The organism is Paraburkholderia ginsengiterrae (assembly GCF_001645125.1).
GTDB classification, from domain to species: Bacteria; Pseudomonadota; Gammaproteobacteria; order Burkholderiales; family Burkholderiaceae; genus Paraburkholderia; species Paraburkholderia ginsengiterrae.
This window is the reverse complement of record NZ_LXKA01000132.1, coordinates 63,746-85,695: the sequence shown is the minus strand read 5'-3', so window position 1 is coordinate 85,695 and position 21,950 is coordinate 63,746. Positions and strand designations below refer to the sequence as shown.

At 58.4% G+C, this 21,950-nt stretch carries 17 protein-coding genes and 1 pseudogene; 15 read left to right on the top strand and 3 right to left on the bottom strand.

The annotated features are described in order from the left end of the window. Positions 1–4 precede the first annotated feature (4 nt). Genes A6V37_RS11400 through A6V37_RS11390 form a run of 3 tightly spaced genes read left to right on the top strand, consistent with a single transcriptional unit; the run spans position 5 to position 3,870 of the window. Entirely contained in the window at positions 5–1,117 is a 1,113-nt protein-coding gene (locus A6V37_RS11400; protein WP_064267694.1) for a glycosyltransferase family 4 protein, read from the top strand. Beyond that, positions 1,111–2,601 carry a lipopolysaccharide biosynthesis protein gene (locus A6V37_RS11395; protein ID WP_064267692.1) on the top strand — a complete coding sequence of 497 codons (1,491 nt, stop codon included), beginning with the start codon at positions 1,111–1,113 and terminating at the stop codon, positions 2,599–2,601. Before A6V37_RS11400 ends, A6V37_RS11395 begins: the two co-directional genes overlap by 7 nt. Positions 2,602–2,607: 6 nt before the next feature. After that, complete coding sequence (locus A6V37_RS11390; protein ID WP_064267690.1) at positions 2,608–3,870, top strand: hypothetical protein; 1,263 nt, start codon at positions 2,608–2,610, stop codon at positions 3,868–3,870. A 151-nt stretch (positions 3,871–4,021) separates the two neighbouring features. Here A6V37_RS11390 and A6V37_RS11385 read toward each other — a convergent pair whose 3' ends face one another. Continuing rightward, positions 4,022–6,184, bottom strand: coding sequence for a hypothetical protein (locus A6V37_RS11385; protein WP_131799859.1), 2,163 nt, complete (start codon positions 6,182–6,184; stop codon positions 4,022–4,024). Between the two features lie 113 nt (positions 6,185–6,297). Next, the gene (locus A6V37_RS11380; RefSeq protein ID WP_064267686.1) at positions 6,298–7,560 is read right to left on the bottom strand and encodes a DUF1972 domain-containing protein; all 1,263 of its coding nucleotides are present in this window, start codon (positions 7,558–7,560) and stop codon (positions 6,298–6,300) included. A gap of 365 nt (positions 7,561–7,925) precedes the next feature. On the opposite strand from A6V37_RS11380, the gene rfbB reads away from it, so the two are divergent. From rfbB to A6V37_RS11335, 9 genes are all read left to right on the top strand, one after another. Next, on the top strand, positions 7,926–8,987 hold the full coding sequence (gene rfbB / locus A6V37_RS11375; protein WP_064267684.1) for a dTDP-glucose 4,6-dehydratase: 1,062 nt from the start codon (positions 7,926–7,928) through the stop codon (positions 8,985–8,987). A 3-nt stretch (positions 8,988–8,990) separates the two neighbouring features. Further along, positions 8,991–9,878 carry a glucose-1-phosphate thymidylyltransferase RfbA gene (gene rfbA / locus A6V37_RS11370; protein WP_064267683.1) on the top strand — a complete coding sequence of 296 codons (888 nt, stop codon included), beginning with the start codon at positions 8,991–8,993 and terminating at the stop codon, positions 9,876–9,878. After that, positions 9,875–10,423: a dTDP-4-dehydrorhamnose 3,5-epimerase gene (rfbC, locus tag A6V37_RS11365; protein ID WP_064267681.1), complete on the top strand. Its 549-nt coding sequence runs from the start codon at positions 9,875–9,877 to the stop codon at positions 10,421–10,423. Before rfbA ends, rfbC begins: the two co-directional genes overlap by 4 nt. A 97-nt stretch (positions 10,424–10,520) precedes the next feature. Further along, positions 10,521–11,759: a polysaccharide biosynthesis/export family protein gene (locus A6V37_RS11360; RefSeq protein ID WP_131799858.1), complete on the top strand. Its 1,239-nt coding sequence runs from the start codon at positions 10,521–10,523 to the stop codon at positions 11,757–11,759. A gap of 37 nt (positions 11,760–11,796) precedes the next feature. After that, on the top strand, positions 11,797–12,246 hold the full coding sequence (locus A6V37_RS11355; RefSeq protein WP_064267677.1) for an arsenate reductase/protein-tyrosine-phosphatase family protein: 450 nt from the start codon (positions 11,797–11,799) through the stop codon (positions 12,244–12,246). A 14-nt stretch (positions 12,247–12,260) separates the two neighbouring features. After that, positions 12,261–14,507, top strand: a complete 2,247-nt coding sequence (locus A6V37_RS11350; RefSeq protein WP_165614431.1) for a polysaccharide biosynthesis tyrosine autokinase — start codon at positions 12,261–12,263, stop codon at positions 14,505–14,507. Positions 14,508–14,799: 292 nt separating this feature from the next. Further along, the gene (locus tag A6V37_RS11345; protein ID WP_242665791.1) at positions 14,800–15,819 is read left to right on the top strand and encodes a helix-turn-helix domain-containing protein; all 1,020 of its coding nucleotides are present in this window, start codon (positions 14,800–14,802) and stop codon (positions 15,817–15,819) included. Positions 15,820–15,843: 24 nt separating this feature from the next. Further along, positions 15,844–16,935, top strand: coding sequence for an undecaprenyl-phosphate glucose phosphotransferase (locus tag A6V37_RS11340; protein WP_082902683.1), 1,092 nt, complete (start codon positions 15,844–15,846; stop codon positions 16,933–16,935). Positions 16,936–17,163: 228 nt separating this feature from the next. Further along, positions 17,164–17,529 carry a hypothetical protein gene (locus A6V37_RS11335; RefSeq protein ID WP_064267670.1) on the top strand — a complete coding sequence of 122 codons (366 nt, stop codon included), beginning with the start codon at positions 17,164–17,166 and terminating at the stop codon, positions 17,527–17,529. A gap of 21 nt (positions 17,530–17,550) precedes the next feature. Here A6V37_RS11335 and A6V37_RS11330 read toward each other — a convergent pair. Then, positions 17,551–18,534, bottom strand: a pseudogene (locus A6V37_RS11330) (GlxA family transcriptional regulator). A gap of 1,111 nt (positions 18,535–19,645) precedes the next feature. Here A6V37_RS11330 and A6V37_RS11325 point away from each other — a divergent pair. The 3 genes from A6V37_RS11325 to rfbD all read left to right on the top strand — a co-directional run bounded on the left by A6V37_RS11325 (position 19,646) and on the right by rfbD (position 21,597). Beyond that, positions 19,646–19,831, top strand: a complete 186-nt coding sequence (locus A6V37_RS11325; RefSeq protein WP_064267667.1) for a hypothetical protein — start codon at positions 19,646–19,648, stop codon at positions 19,829–19,831. Between the two features lie 308 nt (positions 19,832–20,139). Next, positions 20,140–20,340 carry a hypothetical protein gene (locus A6V37_RS40615; protein WP_131799857.1) on the top strand — a complete coding sequence of 67 codons (201 nt, stop codon included), beginning with the start codon at positions 20,140–20,142 and terminating at the stop codon, positions 20,338–20,340. 309 nt (positions 20,341–20,649) lie between these two features. Further along, complete coding sequence (gene rfbD / locus A6V37_RS11315) at positions 20,650–21,597, top strand: dTDP-4-dehydrorhamnose reductase (protein WP_064267662.1); 948 nt, start codon at positions 20,650–20,652, stop codon at positions 21,595–21,597. The last annotated feature ends 353 nt before the right edge of the window (positions 21,598–21,950 follow it).

Genomic DNA, 21,950 nt, shown 5'->3' with positions numbered 1-21,950 from the left:
ATCGATGAAAATTACGTTTATTCTTCCGAAGCTCACACGGCATCCGACTGGTGGCGGCAAGATCGTGTATCAGTATGCAAATGCCATGGCGAATGCTGGTCATTCGGTTGAAGTCCTGCATCCTGAGACGCTCTTTCTCTGGAACCTGCGCAAGAACCCGTTCCTCATGTTGCTCTCGCTTGCGGCCGACTGTGCGAGGCTGCTGAGAGGGTGGATGGGGCGGAGCGCATCGATCGTATCGTGGATGACTATTGATCCAGCGGTGAAGATCCGCGTCGTGCCCGCGCTGTTCCCCCGATACATCCCACACGCGGATGTGGTCGTTGCTTCGCTCTGGCGTACCGCAGAGTATGTCGAGAACTACCCTGCAAGCAAGGGCGCCAAGTTCTATTTCATTCAGCACCATGAGACGTGGTCGGGGCCCGAGCGGCGGGTCAACCAGACGCTCATGTCGAGCATGAACAAGATCGTCATTTCCGGGTGGCTCAGGGACGTCGTGAAAGATCTGTCCGGCGACGACGCTTATCAGGTTCCCAATCCCGTCGACCATGACGAGTTCTTTCCGACTGCGCCGATCGCGAATCGACGCCACTTGGTCAGCATGCTGTACTCGCCGCATATCTGGAAAGGGGCTGCCGACGGCCTTGCGGCACTTGCTCTCGCGAAGCGCAAGTTTCCCGACATGGAAGCGATTTTGTTTGGTATTTCGCCCCGACCGGACGCGTTGCCCAGCTGGATAAAGTACGTCCAGAATCCGGCAAAGCGCGTGCTGCGCGAGGAGATTTATAACGCGTCGTCGATTTATATGTGTCCAAGCTGGACGGAAGGATGGGGGCTTCCGGTGCTGGAGGCAATGGCATGCGGTTGTGCAATCGTCACATCGGACAACGGCGGCACGCGAGATTTCGTCGTGAATGAGGAGAACGGCCTCGTGGTCGCGCCTAAGTCACCAGACGCGTTGGGTCAGGCGCTGATGTCCTTGCTCGCCGACGCTGAGCGGTGCACGATCTTTGCCGTGCGCTCGGTCGAGATGGCGAAGGAGTTTACCTTGCAGGCGTCGGTCTCGAAGCTCGTCGCTGCTTTAGAAGACAGGCCCGTTGCGGAAATGCGATGCTGAGCCGCGTCTCGCGGAGTCCTCGCCTGCACAAAGTCTGGTCAACCTATGTGCCCTACGCGCTTGGCATTGCCAGCAACGCGGGACTTAACATCGTGTTGATTTCGCTGTTGACGCATCGACTTGCGCCGTCCGAGTACGGGACATACTCGGTGGCGGTCACGGTGATCGTTCTGGCGAGCTCGATTGTGGGACAGTGGCTGCAGCAGGCAACCGGGCGCTATCTGGCCGGCTCGTCGGCGGTCGCGTCGAACTACACCAAGGCCGCGGTATTGCTGGGTGCGGGTGGTATCACATTGGTGCTTCTAGTTCTCTATGCGTTGGTCGCGCTATTCCTTCTGTTCGATAGCAGGCAAGGCGTCGGCCTCTGGCTTGCCTGTCTGTTCGGCATTGCGGCGCAAACCCTCTTCACGTTGGTGGGAACCTCGCTGCAGTCTGAACAGCGAGCCTGGCCTTATTCGGTCCAGCAGTCTTGCTCAGGCGGTCTGAAAATCGGCTTTTCCGTGTTGGTGTGCCGCGCATCGCAGCAGAACGTCGACGGATTACTGTATGCCGGAGCTACGGCGCAACTGATCGGCATTGCATTTGGCGCATGGCGAGCCCGCTTTTTCGACGCTAGCGTGCTAAGCAAGCTCGGATCACCGCGTACGCGACTCATCTTGCACAAGCTGCGTGTCTATGGCGGCGCGATGACACTCTGGTTCATCTTCATGAATCTGGCCATGTATTGCGACCGGTTGCTGGTACGCGCATTGGTGGGCCCGGCGCAAGCCGGTCTCTACGGTGCGGCGTCTACGCTGGTGGTCGGTTCGGTCAGCCTGGTGATGGCGCCGATCCTCGCGGCAACGTGGCCACAGCTCATGGCGACCTGGAACATGAAGAACGAGCGCGCGGCTTCGCGTCTGCTGGGCGATCTCTTGACCTATCTGTTGTGCGCGGGCGTTGCGCTGGTCGCGGTTGTCAATGCGGTTGCGGAGCCGGCTACGCGACTGTTCCTGGGCGCGAAATTTAGCGGCGCATCCACGCTGCTTCCTCTATTGACGGCGTCCGCCTTCAGTTTTTCGCTTGGACCGTTTTTCCACAAGCCGCTCGAGTTCAAGGAGATGAAGGTCACGATGTGTGTCTTTGCCGCGATCGTGCTGCTGGTGAACGGTCTTCTTAGCGCGGTGCTTACCCCGCGTCTGGGCGGTATCGGAGCAGGCGCGGCGGCGTTGGCTTCGGGCGCGCTCTATTGCCTGTTAAGCACTGTGCGCGGCCGGAAGATCGTGAAGTGGCGGATCCGCCTCGACCGGCTGGCTACGGTGTCGGTACTCGCCATCGCTGCGTCTATTTTGTCCAGACGCGTTTCTTCCTCGTGGCATTTCGACGGCAATTTTTGGGGGTTTATGGCGGCGAGCGCCACGTTCTCCGTGTTGTTCGGAGTGGCAATCGGTGGGGCCTGGGTCATGAGTTCGACCTGTCGGCGGTTGAAGATAATGGGTGGTTAGGTGAACATGAAGAATCAGACGAAGAAAGAACTTAGCGCGACAGGGGAGAAGGTTTATCTGTTCGACAAGATCCTGTTCTGTATCTGGCTGCTTGTGCCTGCCTATCAGTACTCCGATCTCCATGTGGAGAATTCCCGCATCGGATTCTGGGGTATAGCGGCAGTGCTGATTTTTCGTATGTTCATGCGAGATCTTCAGCGCAGGAGATTCGTCATCCCGTCGAGAGGCTTGATGGGACCGTTCTTGCTCGTGTTCGGTTGGAAATTTGTCGAATTGATGAGAGCGCCAGGTCAGATCGGTACAGCCACGCTCTTCTTTGTGGATTTTTTGATCACTTACACCTGTTGCCTCGCCATTGCGCCGCGCATTTTCTCCGTGCGATCGTGGCTCATCGACTTTCGCCGCGTTATGGTATTTGCGCTCGCACTTTCTATGGTCGCTCACCCATTCATTCCCCCCCGAACGGACATGGCTGGCTGGGATAAAGGAGCCAGTTGGGCGTTCGCGCATCCGAACATTGCTGCGATGTACCCGCTTGCGATCTATATGCTTACTATTGTCATGTTCGGCACAGGGGTGAAGCGTGGCTTCAGGTGGTTCGATGTGTTCTGCGTCGTGTTCAGCCTCGTCGCGCTCGCTATGACCAACTCTCGCACTACGTTGGCCGTGGCGGTTGTCACGACTGTACTCGCGCTGTCCAATGTCTTTGCGCTGACCTATTTGAAAGACGACGTTAACCGCGAATCAGGTGCCGTCAAGGGTGCCCTCAAGCTTTGCACAATAATTGCCGTTTGCGGGTGTACCTACGCCATCTATTCCGATCTGGGTCGTCAAGCGGTCGATGCATTGTTTAGCGGTCGCCTCTCTTTCGCCGCGGACGTTCTGTTCTCGGCGAAAGATCTGATCCTGGGAGTCGGCTTGATGCCGCCAGGCGCCAATCTCCTTGCCGATACCACCACGCGGGGCGCCGGAATTGATGGTCTCTACATCAACCTGATATATGGCGAAGGCTATGTCGGGTTTCTGATCTTCGTCATCGCTATGCTCGGCATGCGGCGCATGGCCAGCGTTAATCAACGTTGCCGCGGATTCTTCAGCGTGACGCTGATCAGCTGCCTTTTATTTGGTGTGACGGAAACGCATTTCTGGCTGTTGGCCAGTCCTTTGACCGCATTGGTAGCGGTACTGGCTGCTACACTCGGCACGCAGGCAGGGAGCTATATGACGATTTACATCACGAAGCCGTTGCCACAACTCGTGAGCCGGTAATTGGCTACGGTTTAAGGGCGTAAGGAAAGGCCGGCACTTTCTGACATAGCGCCGGTCGCTGTCGTGGTGTTGCGCGCAACGTGTACGTTGTCCCCCGGTGTGGTCGATCATCGGCCGCGTCGGTAATCACGCACATCTCCATTCGAAAGGACTACCGCTCTAACGTGATCTCGTAGTTTGCTGCCCAAGGCTGTCCTTCGCGATTGATGTCGAAAGTGATGCGCTGACCATCGGTTTTGGACGTGACAGGCTGAACCCTGCGTCCCTGGATGTCAAGAGCGAATACGGAAGCTCGGGCGGTCGAAAGCTGAAGGGCGACGGTGGCAGGAATGCGTTCCATCTGTGCGGGCCCTGCGACCTTGTAAAGACTGGCGGAAGGCTGATCGCCTTCTCTGGGCAGTATTGTTCGCCATTGTCCCCGCAAGTCGGCTGCTGCGAGTTGCTGCGTTTCACGGTTGTCAGTCCCCATGGTGAACCCGGGTATTGAAAGCAGCAGGCGGTGCGAGGTGGAGAGCGGCTTGCCATCCAGACTAGTGAGGAATGCCGTTGCAAATCCACGGCTTCCCGGAGCTAGCGTCAATTCGAGCAATGAGGAGGCCACGCGATGACCGACCGGAATAAAGCCAGAGATTCCGGCAGCGTACGCGGATCCGAATATGAATTGACGCGCTGCCTTGTCATAGGAGAAATAAGACGACGTCTCCATGGTAGCGGCCGAGCGCACACCGAAGTTGGGTGCATTTTCGAGCGCAATCTGGCGCGTCATTGCGACACTTGGAGGAATGCCGAAGTGCTTCGAGAGATAAGATGCGAGGTTGCCCGTTATGCCCTTACCATCGGCCACCGCACGATCGTCGGGTGAGAGGGCAATAAATGACTGCGCTAACGCAGTGCCGGGATACAGGGCACGAAAGTAAGCCGCGCATTGCGCGAATTGAGCGAGTTTTGTGAGATCCCCACGCAAGCTGAAATCGGAAGGCGTAAAGGCGTTCCATTCGCGATCGTGCGCGTAATCGTAAAGGATCAGTCCATCCCAATCTTGCGCGACGGCAAACTGCGTCACAACCGGAAGCAGGTCGGAGGCCTGCTGGTTTGGCCACGCCTGATTGAACTCGCTGATCACAAATGGGCGACCAGCAGCGCGCGCAAAGGCGGTGTTGAGCAAGGTCTGTTCAGGGGCGTCACCTAACCAGCCATTCGAAATGCGCCAGTCAGTCCAGTCCCATTGCCGATGCGGGAAAAGATAGTGGTCGACGTAGAAATGTGCGTCCGTGAAGCTCGCGGCGCTATTTACGTCGAAGTTCGCAAAGCCTCCATGATTCCAGCGCCCGGAATGAATGATTTGAGTGCCGGATATCGGTACGTCGTCGCCAAGCTCGTCCCTGACTGTGCCAACCATTCGCCTGATGTAGCTTGCGTCCAGGTCAATGAAGAAGCTGGCGGCAACGCGCGCATCGTCAGTAGATAACCCCGAGCGCTCAAGCGGTAGAGGCGTGGCATTCAACTGCCGATTTTTGCGATAGACAAGCCATTTCTCACGCAATGCATCGAGGAACCCGCCAGTAACAAGTGAAGCCAGGTTCCCTTCCTGCCATGTATCAACAAGACTGGCTTCATTGTTGATCTCGACCATCGCAAGGTTTGGGCGGTCGCGCAGTTGAAGTGCCGAAAGCAGGTTCTTTGTATAAGTTGCCTGCCAGACCATCATATCCGCGTCGATAATGGACAAGGGCTTGCTTTGCGGAGGAATGCGATCGCCGGTCTGTTTGACCGGAAAGGTGTGATTCGCGTGAAGATTCAGATCAACGTAGATGCCATGGCGTCCCAGCTGGGTAATGAATCTCGATAGCACGGCGACGGCTTGCGGATCGAGTTGCGGACTCGCAGCATCTCGTAACATGCCGACGGGGCCGTCGGCAGAATTTTGTGCGGGTTGATCGATTGCATGGAGCCTGACGATATTGACGCCGAGCGCTGCGAGACGTTGTGCGAGTACTTCGCCGTCATTTTCAGAAGGAAAATTCGCCGCGAGCGCTAGCGATACACCGAAAAATCGCACGCGCCTGCTACTGCCTGGCGTGCCCGGTGTGCCGACTGTGAAGAAATGACCGTTGCGTATGACAACGCGATCTGCACTTCCGAGCGGCGCGCGCTGCTGTTTCGCATCAAGCACGAGACCCGGTGATGTCCCCGCGATGCTGACCGGCTCGTATCGCAAGACGTCGGAACCTTGAGATTCGCAGCAGCAGAGAATCGACGCGATTGCCGTAACAGAGATTTTCTTGCCGGCACTGGTAAGAAAACGTCGAGACATGAAGAGCGATGAGCCTTGGTTTGATGGGACATTAAGTATAGACAAAGCATTCAAAGAGCGATGCTGCCGAGTGCGTACTCTCAGGTCTTTCGAGAGTGAATGACGCCACACGTCTATTCCACCTCGCTCCCAAGATGCTCCACACGTACCGCATTCGCGACTCCCGAACCTGCATTGGGAATTCGAGCGAGCGTGTCGATTGCTGGTTTGCGATCCGGGACACGATGTGCCGGACGTGAAGCGGGCACCACATTGCGTTTGCCCCCGCCCGTATGACGATGCAGCAACGCCTCATACTGCGCTAGCACGCTGTCCCAGCGAAACGCGCTCTCGAAGCGTTGAAGGCTCGCATCGCCCATGGCTCGCGCGGTAGCAGGATCGCCGAGCAGCGCCGAGATGTGCATATCGCAGTCGACTTCCGTCGCGAAGAATCGCGCCTCCGGTCCCGCTACCCATCGATTGAACACATTGTCGTGCGCGATCACTGCGCTGCCAGCACCGAGTGCTTCGACGAGTGACGGGTTGGTGCCACCCACTCGATGACCATGCAGATAGAAATGTGCATGGCGTCGTAGTGCACGCACGGCCGATTGATCGTAGATGGCGCCGGGAAAAACGACTTCGTCGCTTGCCGCCTCGATCACTTCGCGGTGGTATGTGTGAGCCTCGGCGTCGTATTTGCCCAGCACGACGAGCTTCGCGCCGCGCGGCCGGCGCGAGAATGCGGTCACAATCTCCAGCACCGAATTCTCCGGCTCCGGGCGTGCGATCACGAGCCCATAGAACGTGTCCTCGATTCCAAGCTCCTTGAGCGGCTCGAGGCTTGCGGCGCCGACGGGGTCCGCCCCGTAAGGAATCGTTGTGATCTTGCGGCGATTGACGCGTGTGGCGAGGTGTGATGCGATCTCCGGGTGATCGGCGATCAGGTGATTGCCCGTCCAGCAACCAACTCGCTCGTTGAGCCAGAGCCACACGCGCTCATGGAACTTCCACTTCTCGCGACGCCACTCGAGTCCGTCCATGTTGATCAGATTCGTAATGCCGTGCCAGCGCAAATACGTGCAGAAAACAGCCGTGTTGTAGCCGAGCGTCAGGACCAGCGCAGGCTTGCGCGCAACCGTGTCGCGCACCGACTTCCAGTCGAACTCCATCGTACCCAGAGCACCGTCGCGCGCGACGGGAATGGTGATCCGGTGTACGCCACGCCACGTGTCTTCGACGGTCTCCGTTTCACCGGTCTCGCCCTGGCAATACACCGTGACTTTCCAGTCGCGTTGGGTGAGATAAAGCGCAAGTCTCTCCGCAAACGTCTCGAAACCACCGTGGCGCGCAGGGATCCCTCGCGTGCCCAAAATGAAAAGTTGACCGACTGGCATATCGCTTGATTCCGTCGTTGATTCGCGCACCGATGTTGCGCTGAACAAAAGCTACCCAGACGTTAGGGTAGGGCAAAGAGCGTGGCGAATTCGGTCACTGTTGTTATCGATTCCGCCAAACTAACCGGTGGACCCGCATCGCCCGCAGATTTCGCACCGACGTTATTAAGGCATGCAGACTCGTTTGCCGACGATGTCGGAATGCGCCAACGAATTGGCCGAATCGGCTACTTCGCCACTCCTAACATAGCCATCCTCCAGCCGTGAAATTCGTGCGGTGCGTCACGGTTGCATTTGATTCAATGAGCGTGGCGGATTAGGACCAGGTGGTCGAGATATTTCCAACAATATAACGAGGGCTCAACATGATCCTTGTGACTGGCGGGGCCGGTTTCATCGGAGCGAATTTCGTCATCGACTGGCTGGCCTGCAATGCCGAACCCGTCCTCAACGTCGATAAGCTCACTTACGCGGGTAACTACACGACATTGCATGAGTTGCAAGGTGACGCCCGGCACACATTTGCGCACGTGGATATCGTCGACCGCGAATCGCTGGACACGCTTTTCAGGCGCTACCAGCCGCGTGCCGTCGTGCATTTTGCTGCGGAGAGCCACGTAGACCGCTCGATCGATCAGCCGCACGAGTTCATCGAAACCAACGTGGTCGGCACGGCGACGTTGCTGGATGCTGCGCGCGCCTATTGGGGCACGTTGCCGCTGCCGCAGCAGAGCGCATTCCGGTTTCTGCACGTGTCCACCGATGAAGTGTACGGCTCCCTCGAGCCAGACGATCATCCGTTTTCAGAAATGACGCCTTATGCGCCGAATAGCCCGTACGCAGCTTCGAAGGCCTCCTCCGATCATCTGGTGCGTGCCTATCACCACACCTACGGTCTGCCAACGCTGACAACGAACTGTTCGAACAACTACGGTCCTTACCAGTTTCCCGAGAAGCTCATTCCACTGATGATCCAGCGCGCGCTGCATGGTCAGCCGATGCCGGTATACGGCGACGGGCGCAATGTGCGCGACTGGCTCTACGCTGGCGACCACTGCGATGCGATCCGCACAGTACTGGCAAAGGGGCGGCCCGGCGAGACGTACAACATCGGCGGGCGCAACGAACACACCAACGTCGATGTGGTGAACCGCATCTGCTCCCTGCTCGATGAAGTGCGTCCGCGCCGAAACGGCAGCTATCGCGATCAGATCGCTTACGTGGCTGATCGCAAAGGTCACGACCGTCGGTACGCAATCGACGCGAGCAAGATCGAGAGGGAACTCGACTGGAAGCCGAGCCAGACTTTCGACAGCGGTCTTGCACGGACCGTGCAATGGTACGTCGACAACGAGGCGTGGACGGACGCCATTCACTCCGGCGCTTATCGCCGGGCATTCCTTTCCAATGAACTGACAGGAACCTGAGCGATGAGATCGACACGGAAGGGCATCATTCTGGCGGGCGGGTCCGGCACCCGTCTTTACCCGATCACGCGCGTGATCTCGAAGCAGCTCCTGCCGGTGTACGACAAGCCGATGATCTACTACGCGCTATCGACCTTGATGATGGCGGGCATCAGCGAGATCCTCCTTATCTCGACACCTGACGACACGCCGCGCTTCACTTCTATGCTGGGTGACGGAAGCCAGTGGGGCATGAGTATCAGCTACGCGGTCCAGCCTTCGCCGGACGGCCTTGCACAAGCGTTCCTGCTCGGCCGCGATTTCATCGGCAACAAGCCTTCTGCCCTGGTTCTCGGAGACAACATCTTCTATGGCGCGGATCTTGGCACGCACCTGCGCGAAGCGGATGCTCGTACAGTGGGCGCGACGGTGTTCGGGTATCACGTGCATGATCCGCAGCGCTACGGCGTAGTGGAGTTCGACGCTCAGGGCAAGGTTGTCTCGATCGAGGAGAAACCGATCAAACCGCGCTCGAACTATGCGGTGACCGGCCTGTACTTCTATGACAACGACGTGTGCGATATCGCCGCCGATATCGCTCCGTCCGTGCGCGGCGAACTTGAGATCACCGACGTCAATCGTCGCTATCTCGAGCGTGACGACCTGCATCTGGAAAAGCTCGGCCGCGGGTTTGCCTGGTTCGATACAGGCACGCATCAATCGCTGATCGAGGCCGCAACCTTCATTTCAACCGTGCAGCAGCGGCAAGCGCTACTCGTTTCGAGTCCGGAAGAGGTGGCGTTCCGCAACCGCTGGATCAATGCGGAGCAACTCGACATATTGGCCGAACCGCTTCGCAAGACTGACTACGGCCGTTACCTGTCTTCCCTTCTGCATGCTGTCGCGCCATGACTATTAATGTAAAACATACGGCCATTCACGACGTGAAGCTGATTGAGCCAAAAATTTTCAGCGACGCCCGCGGCGCGTTCTTCGAGAGCTTCAACCAGAACGAGTTCGAAGAGAAGGTTGCGCGTGGCTTCCGGTTCGTGCAGGACAACCACTCGGTGTCGACACGTCATGTGCTGCGCGGACTGCACTACCAGATCGAACGTCCGCAAGGCAAGCTGGTGCGTGTCGTGGTGGGCGAGGTGTTCGATGTCGCCGTCGATCTGCGCCGCTGGTCGCCTACGTTCGGCCGCTGGGTCGGTGCACGTCTGTCGGCTGCGAATGGCCATCAGCTATGGATTCCGCCGGGTTTCGCGCATGGCTTCGTGGTGTTGTCCGATGTTGCCGAGTTTCTCTATAAGGCAACCGACTTCTGGTTCCCCGAGCACGAACGCACGCTGCTGTGGAACGACCCGGATATCGGCATCGACTGGGGCATCGACGGGTTGCCGTTGATCGCAGCGAAGGACGCCGCGGGTGCCAGTTTCAGCTCAGCGGAAATTTATTGACGCACGCCGATGCCGGACGGGCGCGCGCCTGGCATCGGGACTCGTGGTGCGCTCACCGGCCGTCATTGCAACGGCTCAAGCAGTCAAGGATCGACAATTGATTAAAGACCTCTTCATTCACGGACCCTTCAGAGTTCGCCTGCCGCAACAGGCCATGGTCGTGCGCGGTTTGTCACTGGCGTTACTGACTGCGCTCAGCGGGTGTGTGTTGGCCCCTGGTCCCTATATGGGGGTGCCGCCCTCGCAGGACACGCGCGCGCAGACCGGCGGTGAACCGCAGCCGACGGAACTGGTCCAGGACGGCATTACGTTTCGTCTGCATCCGGTAAACGGCGACCTGGTCGCGCACCTGTCGTCGCGGCCGGGTTCTGCCGAACAGGTATCGTCACGCCTGCCTCCGAGCGTTGCTTCGGCCTACCGGGTGCGCAATGGCGATACGCTGCGTGTGATCGTATGGGATCGGCCAGAACTGAATAATCCTGGGTTCTCCGCATTGACCACGTCGATCGTTTCGATCGGCGGGACGGAGAGCAGCAGCGTGCCTTCGGCTACTGCGGGCGGCAACCTGGACCCCGTGGGACGCGTCGTGCAGCCCGATGGTTCGATCTACTTTCCATATGTCGGCAAGGTGAAGGTGGCCGGCCAGACGACGGACGCGATTCGCATCGATCTCACGAATCGCCTCAACAAGTTCGTGAAGGATCCGCAACTCGACGTCACGATCTCGTCCTATCGCAGCCAGAAGGTCTACGTGTCGGGCGCGGTCAAGGCGCCGGGCTCGCTTGCCGTGACCGATACGCCGGAAACGGTGGCGGATGTCATTTCCGGGGCGGGTGGCTATAGCGAAGGTGCGGACCTGGCGGCGGCGACGCTCAATCGGGGTGGTCAAGTGTTCCCGCTCGACCTGTACGCGTTTTTCTATAACGGCGACCTCTCGCAGAATGTGCTGCTCAAGGACGGCGACGTGATCAACGTGCCGGAGCGCCGTCTGAAGAAAGTGTTTGTACTCGGGGAAGTGACCAAGCCCGTATCGCAGGTGATGCCGGTGGGTCCGTTCAGCCTGTCAGAAGCGATAGCCGATGCAGGTGGCCTCAATCCGTTGTCGGCGAATGCATCGCAGGTCTACGTATTCCGCCAGGGGCCTAATCGCACTGTCGACGTGTTTCAACTCGATGCGACTTCGCCGGGCATGCTGGTGCTGGCGGATCAGTTTCCGTTGCAACCCCGTGATGTGGTCTTCGTCGACGCGGCGCACGTGACCCGTTTCTATCGCGTGGTCTCGCAGATCTTACCGTTCGCTAGCTCCCTGTACCTCGGCGCCTCGGCATTCAAATAAGGCGCGCGATGACTTTTATCGACACACGGAGCTAACTTTGAATTTGCTGCTGATCTGCCGTGCGAACGTGTTTCGCAGCCGTATCGCCGAATGCGTGTTTCGGCATGTCCTGTCCGACGCGGCGAACGTCTCCGTGTTGTCAGCGGGTCTCGAGGCGTTGAGCGGGGTGCCGGTTCCGCCGATCGTGCACAACCTGCTCGTCGCGAAGGGCTATGCGGTCCCAGCCGACTCGTCGGCGATGCGCCTGACGATGCCGATGTTGCATTGGGCGGACCTTGTCCTCGTCATGGAGATGGCCCAACGCGGGGAAGTGCTCAGACGCTATCCGTTCGCAACCGGCAAGGTATGGACGCTGGGGCACTGGCTTGGAAGGGAAATCGACGACCCGGTTGGCGGTGACCAGGCCCTGTTCGAGGCGTCGCTGGCGCTGATCGAGCGCAGCGCAGACAGCTGGTTGCCCACACTCAATATGCATCCTGCCCTATGAAGGCGACACTCAACATGAAGTCAGAATCGACGTTGCATAAGATGCCGATCCCTAACCTGGCGTCAGCCGGTGCCGAAGAAGACATTAGTCTTCTGACTCTCTGGCACAACGTTCAGAGCCATGCCCGTCTGTTTGCAGGCGTAGCCGCAGGAATTGCCACCTTGGCGCTGCTCTATGTGCTGGTCGCATCGCCTGTGTACAAGGCCGAGGCGCTGATCCAGGTGGACGAGCAGCAAGGCTCCGCGCTCGGGGCATTGTCGGACGTAGCCAGTGCGCTTAGCCTCAACAAGCCGATCGATGGCGAGCTCGACATCGTTGCTTCACGCGCTGTACTCGAGCAGGCTATCAACGCCACCCAGGCGCGCACGGCGATATCCGTGGCGAACCGTATTCCTGTATTGGGGCGGCTCTATGGCCGCTACGCCACGCCGCCGGGCGGCCTCGCCGACCCGCCGCTTGGACTCTCGGGATTCGCCTGGGGCGGTGAGCGGCTTGAGTTGGCTGCCTTCGACGTACCCAGAGCACTCTTTGGCGAGAAATTCCGACTGCACGTGCAGCCCGGCAATCGCTGGACACTCGTCGATCGCGACGACATGACGGTGGCGTCGGGAGGCGTTGGCCAGCGCGTGGACTTTACTGTGCAGACGGACTACGGCCCGGGCAAAGGTTCGATTGAGGTGCGTATGCTGCGCGGACGTCCGGGCACATCGTTCAAGCTCGTCGAAGCGTCGTTGCAAGACACGATTGAGGGGATCAGCAAGCGCCTGAAAGTCGAGGAGACGACAAAGGATTCGTCGATGATCGCACTGTCTTTTAAAAATACGGACCCGGAACTGGCCGCCAGCTTTACCAACGAGGTTGCACGCGCCTATGTGGCGCTGAACATTCGCCATCGCGCCGAACAATCGCGCCTGAGCCTGCAATTCCTCAGTCGCAAGCTGCCCGCGTTTCGCCAGGAGCTCGAGCAGTCCGAAGACCGCTTGAACGCGTATCGCATCCGCACGAAAACGATCGATGTGGAAGCACAAACAGAGGCGCTGCTCACGCGCGCCGTGGATCTGACGAAACAGAAGACGCTAGTCGATCTGAATCTGCAGGCGACGCGCGAGCAGTTCCGAGCCGGGCACCCGGCCGTGCAGACCCTGCAGGCGCAGGATGCGGCGCTCGACCAGGCGCTGCACGGGATCGACAAGGAGGTACAGGCACTCCCTTCGACACAGCAGGACTACCTGCGCCTTGCGCGTGACGTAGCGGTGGACACTCAGCTCTATACGGCGCTGGTGGCCAATGCGCAGCAACTCGAGGTCGCTGAGGCGGGGACGACGGGTAACGTATCCATCATCGATTTCGCGGTCCCGCCGGAGTCGGCTGACTGGCCAAAGGTCCCGATCGTGATCGCCGGCGGCGTGCTTGGCGGATTGTTGATCGCATTCGTCGTGGTGCAGGCGTTGGCAGCGATGAAAGATGCACTGAGTGATCCTCTGGAGGTGGAGCGCGTGGCGCAGGTGCCGATCTATGCGGTCGTGCCGTCCAGCCCTGCCGAGCTGGAGATCGCGAGAGACAGGAGCAAGACTGGCAAACGTGTGATGGCGCTTTTGGCCGGTACGGATGCGTCCGACCCTAGCGTCGAAGCCTTACGCTCGTTGAGAACCACACTCAAATTCGCTTTGCTTGGCAAGGAAGGCGGCTCGATCCTGTTCACTGGTCCGACGCAGGGTGTCGGCAAGACCTTCGTCGCCGCGAACTTCGCTTATCTCCTCGCGATGAAAGGGCTGCGCGTGCTCCTGATCGACGCCGACATGCGGCGTTCGGGACTCAAACGGTATTTCTCGCTGGCACCGGCACATCTCGGGCTCGCGAACGTCCTTGCTGATAACACGGCACTCGACAAGGCAGTCATCAAGACTGGATTCGACGGGCTTGAATTTTTACCTGCCGGTGGCAATTTGCCGCCGAATCCAGGTGAGTTGCTGGAGAGGCCTGCGTTCGCAGCGTTGCTAAAGGACGCGGAAGCCCACTACGACTATGTGATTGTCGACTCGCCTCCGGTTCTGCCGGTTAGCGACGCGGTGACTGTCTCGCAGGTCTGCAGCGCCGTCTTCGTGGTCTCGCGAGCCGAAGTGACGAGCCGGCACCAGTTGATTGAAACCATGAATCGTTTCAATCAATTTGGCATCAAGGTCGCGGGGCAGGTGTTCAACGGCTTCCACGCGACGCGCTATGACTACGGCTATGGCTACCGGTACGCCCGTCAAGGCTGATTGAATATGGCACCGTGACAGGATGTGGGGCCGCGGGGTGTTCTCTTTAAAGCACCCCGGGCATTGACGGTGAGGACGGAGCACACGGACCTTGGTCTGAGCGACGTTCATGGTAGCTGCTAAAAGTCAAGAAACCCGCAAGTCTTATCAAGCCTTACTTGCATTGAATATGTATCGGATACCTAATTTAAGATCCATGTCCGCGAACGGTCAAGATGTGGCCTGATTCGGCCAGCCCGGTCGTTTCGAACGGAGTGTTTCGTAACATGGGCTCGTTTGAAGGACGGCGTGGTTGGCGAGCATCGCGGTGTTCGTGCCTCTAAATTGCCGCAGCGGATATGGCCGGCGCACCTTACACAGCAATGACACAGTGAAAACAATAGGCATCGCATTATTCGATGGCTTTGCGCTTCCTGAGATCGCTTGCATTATGGAAGCTTTCCAATGCGCGAACGAAATCACCAGGTCGGGTGAGAGCAGTTCGGCACGCTTTAACGTTTGTCTGCTATCGACAATCGGCGGCCGTATCGCAAGTTCGTCATCGGTCTTCGTCTGGACGGAAAGCATCGAGACACGACGGCATCCGGACCGTTTTCATGCGCTCTTTATCGCGGGAGGGGCGGATGTCAATCATGCATTGCGGGACGAAGAACTGCTCGCGTGGCTGCGCCGCACGTGCCCCATGACCGAGAACGTATATCCGGTTGGTGAAGGACGGTTGCTGCTTGAAGCCGCGGGCTACCGGCGTTATTTCGAGGCCGAGTCGGCAGGCGAAAAAACAACCTATCGCGCCGCTGGAGAGCGGGACGCGTGGGATATGACTCGCGGCAGCGTGTCAAGTCCGCTGCGTTCGGCTCTGACGTTGATCCACGATGAGCTGGGGCCGCAGGCAGTCCGCCATATCACGGATGTCGTGTCGCCTCCCGCCGCGACCCAGTTCACCGATATCGTGCGCCGGAATGCGACGCACGGCGTTAGCGAAAAAATCCGGGCATCGGCACGTTGGCTCGAGGAGAACGGCCATCGTCAGGTGGGTATTGACGAAGCAGCGGTGGTCGCCGCGATGAGCGAGCGCAATTTTCTGCGGCGCTTCAAGGCAGAGCTCGGCGTGACGCCTTCCGACTACCTGCTTTATGTCCGGCTCGACATGTCTTGCCGGTTATTGGCGGAGACCACGTTGCCGGTCGATAAGATCGCGCGACGCTGCGGCATCGGGAGCGGTGGTCGGCTCGCGAAGCTGTTCCGCAAGCATCTAGGCAAGACACCGACCGACTATCGTGCCAACCTTCGGCAGGTCTTTCGATCCAGTTAGGACAATGTTTTTGGGGGCTTATTCATGTTCTCCGCTATGCTCAACCTGACCTATCTCGTGCTCGCTGTGATCGGAGCGTCGCTGGTGGCCAAGGCCGCACTCAGTCAAGTGGCCAGGTTCGGCGGACGTGCGCCGCGCGATAGTTCGCCGGTCGCGATCGCGATTGGCCCGGCGTCGGGTGCCTTGCTCGACCACGTCCTCGCTTCTACCTCCGGACCGTTCTCACCGGAGCTCGTGTTCGATGAGCATGCGCAGGAAGCGGGCAACGTCGCGGGCCTGCCGCTTGTCAACTCGCTGGAAACACTGGGTGCCTTGGTGCGCCTGCGTGGAATCAGGGAGCTCTGGCTTCTCGGCTATCCCATGCGCCAACCATCGATCGAGCATTACGTTCGCGAGTTCCGGCACGACTTCGTCAATATCCGGCTGATACCGGATTTACGCGACTTTGCACTTGCGAAGCCGGCTTTCGTCAATGTGCATGGATTGCCCGCAATCAATCTTGTGGCCTCGCCGTTGACGCCGAACGTCGAGTGGCCCAAGCGCCTTTTCGATTGTCTGTTCGCAGCGTTCGTGCTGTTGTCGATCTCGCCGCTTCTCGTGATGATTGCGATTGCCGTGCGGTTCTCCTCGCCAGGGCCGATTCTGTTCAGGCAGATGCGCAAAGGCGTCGACGGACGAGAGTTTGCGATCTACAAGTTTCGCACGATGCACCAGCATGTCGAGGAGGCGGGCCGGTTGACCCAGGCCCGTCGCGGCGACAAGCGCATTACCCGAGTCGGTGCATTCCTGCGCAAGTCGAGTCTCGACGAATTGCCGCAGTTCTTCAATGTGCTCAAAGGGCAGATGTCAGTGGTTGGGCCTCGCCCCCACGCAGTCGAACATGATGAGTTGTACAAGGACCTGGTCGACGACTATATGTACCGGTATCGCATCAAGCCAGGTATCACGGGTTGGGCGCAGATCAACGGATTGCGTGGTGAAACGGACCGCGTCGAGAAGATGGCGGCTCGCGTGATGTTCGATCTCTACTACATTCAGAACTGGAGTTTCTGGTTGGATATCAAGATTATCGGGATGACGTTTTTCAAAGGCTTCATCGCCAAAGCCGCGTATTGATCCCACGGTTGCGCATACCGTTTGCCGTTTCTATTCCAGGTTCACATGAAATCTTTCGCGAAGTATCTTGCCCACGGTCTGGTTGCCTCCGCAATGATTTCTGCGCTCGGTTTTCCAGTCGCACAGGCACAGATGGTAGGCGACTCCGGCCTGCGATCAGCGTTGACTTCGTCGCTTCTGCAAACGACTCAGCAAAAGCATCGTCGGCGGATATCGAACGATCCGTATATGGCGCTCATTGCACAGAGCGATCCGGACCGGCGTTTGCGGGAACTCACGTCCAACACCGATCCGCTGTCGCCGACAGCGCAGATCACAACGTCCCGGACCTTGCTGGCGGGCCAGATGGCTCTTGCGAGTGGCATGGGTGGTGCGGGTGCGCTGGCCGGCGCGATGTCGATGAAGAACAGTGCGTTGCTGAGTCTGCCTGGCATGCGCAAAGCGGGCGGCGGGGTGGTCCTGCCATCGATGGTGCCAGGAATGAATGCGGCTTCGTTACCGCCCGCATCGATGTTGAACATGTCTGGCATTGCCTGTTCGATGCCGCTATCAGGCATGACGACCGAGCTCCATGGAGCGAGCTCGTGCCGTTGAACTGGAGCCTGTTCGAGCCGTCTACGGTGCTACCTGGTTGCGCACGCGATAGTCCGTCGGTGTCGTCGCCAGATATTTTCTGAACAGCTTCGACAACTGCCCGCCACTGCCGATACCGCAGCGGCGCGCGATCTTGTCGACCGGCAGACGTGAATCAACGAGCATCCGGCAACTCATCTTTAGACGCGCACGGAGCAGATAGTCAGAAGGCGTCATGCCGATCTCGCTCTTGAAGCGGCGCAGGAAGTTGCGCTCGCTCATTGCCGCGACCTGAGCGGCATCGTCGATCGAGATGGGGCGATCGACGTTCGCTTCCAGCCACCGTGCCGACGCCAAGATTTTCTCGCTGACCTGCGGCGTGATGCCAATCGTAACCGATGAGCAGAACGAAGGCGTGGGTTGCGGCGCGATCGACTCAGCAACCTGTTGCGCCAGATCGGCCCCGAGATCCTCTTCGACGATGCGCAGCGCCGTCATTACGGCGCCTGGCGCTTCTGTCAGCGAGCGCGCCGGTTGCAGGCCGTTTGCTTCGTTGCCTCCTGAAACAAGCGGGTAATAGCGACTAGGTAGCCCGGCTGCCTAGAGCAGCAGTTGGCCTTCCGCGATAGGGTGCACGATCTCGCTGAACGGATGCCTGCGTCGAATCCAGGTGCTCAACCGCTCGTCGCGGCATGCTTGCTGTACGCCCGCACCACCGGCAATAAACAAGAGGTGTGTCTCGTTCGTGCCTCGATGCGACTGCACGTCATCCGTCCAGACAAATACTGACGACGAACTGGCAATGCGTCCACCCGCAGCCGAAAGCAATGAGACATCGTAGCGGGCACGGCCCGGTCGCTGCGCCGCGACAAGCGAGTTTGCCTTCTGAAATATCTCGATGATTGCTGCGACTGTAGGTAGTGCGAATCCGTTAAACAGCGCAATATCAACGCGAGTCAACGCGTTCATTTGTATCGGCGCGGCACTTTGCCGCGAGCTGCGCGGCAGAGTTTCTACCAAGTCCATTTATTTTTCCCCGGAATGTTTGGTCTGCAAAGTCTTCTCTCCAAGACCCTGTATTTTTCTTATTTGAGCATGCTATACGTTTGATTCCCTTAGCAATATTTCATGTCGGAATTAGCCAACACATTGGCCGTTGACGACACTGGGTCGCGAGGTCGCCAACAGCCCTGCTGGGCTTGTGATTCGGCCTCTGCATCCGGTATCCCGGCGTCAAGAGAACGTAAGATTAGCAAAATTCAAATGAATTTACGAGCCCACTTAGTGCATATCGCATACAAAAATGAGACAGAATGTCTAGTGCATATATTTATTACTTATATAGGGAATCGAATTATTGTTGCCCAATATTGGTGATTTAAGCAACGCAGGGAAATATATCGTAAGGCATTCATTTTGCGTTACGTTGACTTACTTTGATGCGTTCGCTAAGCAGCGTGGTACGTTGTCACGAATGTCGCGCGCTGGCGCCGGGAAAGCGGGTGCCTCGGGTGATTCGGAAGGCGGTGTTCACGAGTTTGGTCTTCTAAGACAGAAGCTTTCCGAAAACCGCCGCAAAGTGGTGCGGCGCACCGCAACAGTTAGAATTACGTTCGGTTACTCAGGATGGGCGCTTGCAGACACATACCACGCGTATCGTTGCCCGCCTATGCCGTAATCCGGTGGCCTCGACTCTATTTCGAGGACTCGGCAACGAGATAGGTCTGCGGACACGGCTCTTCCACATTCATTCACTGTGACACTTCGTACGTCGACTCTCCTTTCATAGCGGAATCGGGCGATCACGCTTCGGAGACCCGGAGTCGTTCCGGGCGGCAAGCTTTAAACGTGTCGAGCACCCTCCGGATTATCCAGTGCTATGGAGCCGCGCCAGCCGCTGAATGGTGGCTTTTCCGGCGTGTGCCCGCTGCTGTGATCTACAGGTGTTTGCGTGCGACTCGCCCCGGGTTTTCAAGTAAGGAGTTTACTGCGTGCTTGCGCACAGCGCAGGCTTGTATCATAGGAAGCGCTATGTTCAGCTCGTCCACCGCACAGCCGGGGGAGAGGTGGATAAAAATTTTGGCAAACGATTGCGCGTGGGGCTAAAAAAGTTTCGCGCGCGACCGTTAACGGGTTCATGCACAAACAAGACATTCAGACAATTGTTTCCGCAGCTCGCGAAACGGCCGATTCTATCGTCGGTGCGCGCGAGTGGAAGACGACCGAAGATGCATGCGCGATGCACGCTGTGATCTTCTGGGACATGCTTGCCAAGCGGCTGCCTAACACGGACATTGCCGATTTGCTCTCAATGTTCGAATAGCTGGCGCCGCATGGTTCACGTGCGGCGTGGGCCTGAACTTGCAAGCATCACGTGACTTCCCTGTGCGCCGGTATCTCTGGAATTGCGCGAAGCTCCATGCAAGTAGTCTGCGGCGTCATCCATACCGCTTGGTATTAAATAGATCGACGAAAAAGAACCTGCCGCCCGAGGGAGCGGCAGGCTAAAAATCGAGGGGTGGGGTTTGCTTGAGAGAAGCTCCCCTCGAAAGACCGGAGCTGAGTTTAGTCGTTCAAAGCAGGCAAGCGAGTCAAGCGGCGGATGGGGTCCCGTTCTTGACCGAACACGACATGAAAAAGGACTCCCCAAGCTGGTTTGCCACTGCTGACCTGACCTTGCGAGTCAATCGCGGTGCTGGGTTTCAGGTCATTGCATCGACACGTGAATGTCTCGAGCGCGGTGTCGTGGGGATTGATGAAGGCCACGCAGGCGTAGCCTTCTTTCTTCGTTTGACCTTCTTCAGTCAAAACATTGGCGCAAATCGCCGCTAGCACTCGCCGCGAAAATTGCAGGACTACACTGCGCGCTGGTCGTTCGAGGTAGTCGGCTAGACGAACTCCACCCCTCGAATTTTCAGACTGCCATATCAAGACTGCATGCTTATCTTTGATACATTGCAGACGCTCAGCAGCTTGAGTGGGGAGCCCCTTGTCCGAAATATGAACACTACATTGCCCACTCCCGTTGCATGCTTTGAGGAGACGCTTGACCGCGAGCTTGGTCGAGAGAGCTCGAGCGTGCAAAGCAAGCCGCTTACCTTTCTGCCACGGCATGGTGAAACGAAACACCATCATGCTCTGATGGGCACGCCAGACACAAAGGTAACGCGGAAGGTACCCCGCATCCTCGTAACGGGCAAGGACGGTCAGCTCGGCTTCGAACTGTCGCGCAGTTTGCAAACGGTGGGGCAGGTCATCGCCGTCGGCCGCGATGCGCTCGATATGACGGACGGTCAGAAAATCCGCAACCTGATCGCGCAGGAGTGCCCGGACTTCATCGTTAACGCAGCAGCATATACCGCTGTGGACAAGGCTGAGTCGGACAGAGAGACCTGCCGGCTCGTGAACGCTGTCGCACCGCAGATGATGGCCGAAGCGGCGCTTGCATGCGGTGCGACGCTGCTCCATTACTCCACCGACTATGTCTTCGATGGCAGATCGCTCGCGCCGTACAAGGAAACCGACGCTTGCGCGCCAGAGTCCGTTTACGGTGCGACGAAGTACGCCGGCGAAGAAGGGATCGCCGCAAGTGGCGCTGCCCACTTCATCTTCCGTACCAGTTGGGTAGTCGGCGCATATGGCAGCAACTTCGCGAAGACGGTGCTTCGATTGGCACGCGAACGCGAGGAGATCCGCATCGTGGCCGATCAGAAAGGTGCCCCCACACCGGCTTGGCTGCTCGCGGACCTTGCGGCTTTCATGATCCGCTCGGCACAATTCGACCGCGATTTTGTCGACCGTCACGCGGGGGTGTATCACGTCAGCCCGCAGGGCGAGACTACGTGGCACGGCTATGCGCAGCACGTGGTACGCCGGCTCACCGCGCTCGGCGTGAAGCTGCGTGCCGATGAGCTGCGCGTCGTGCCGATCTCGACTTCCGAGTACCCTGTTTTGGCTAAGCGTCCTGCCAACTCGATGCTCGACACGACGAAGCTGCGTGCGATTCCAGGTGTCGTGCTACCCGACTGGCAGTCGACGTTAGAGCCTGTGCTGCGGCTGATTGCGCAAGATGCACGGTTGGTTTCGTGAATGGGGTTTGTACGCGAGAAGGCCGGACTCGGTACGGGCGGTACCGGCCAACATATTCGCAAGCGTCGGGCGTGACATTCTTGATGTTGAAACACTCGTCTTTCGCAGTGACCTCGGACACGCATATGAGCTGGATCGCGCAATGCTCGCTCGTCCTGCTGAATGTCTGAAGCGTCGACGGACTTTGGCATCGACACGGGTTTCGGGTAAAAGTCGTTCGCCTCACGGTACATGTCAGCTTTCGGGCGACGAACGTTGACATGACATACATGCATGATTTCAGTATGTGTGCCGTGTCGCTAAATCGCGGCTGGAGAAATTCAGCTTCACCTTCTCGGTTCCGTGTCGAGAGG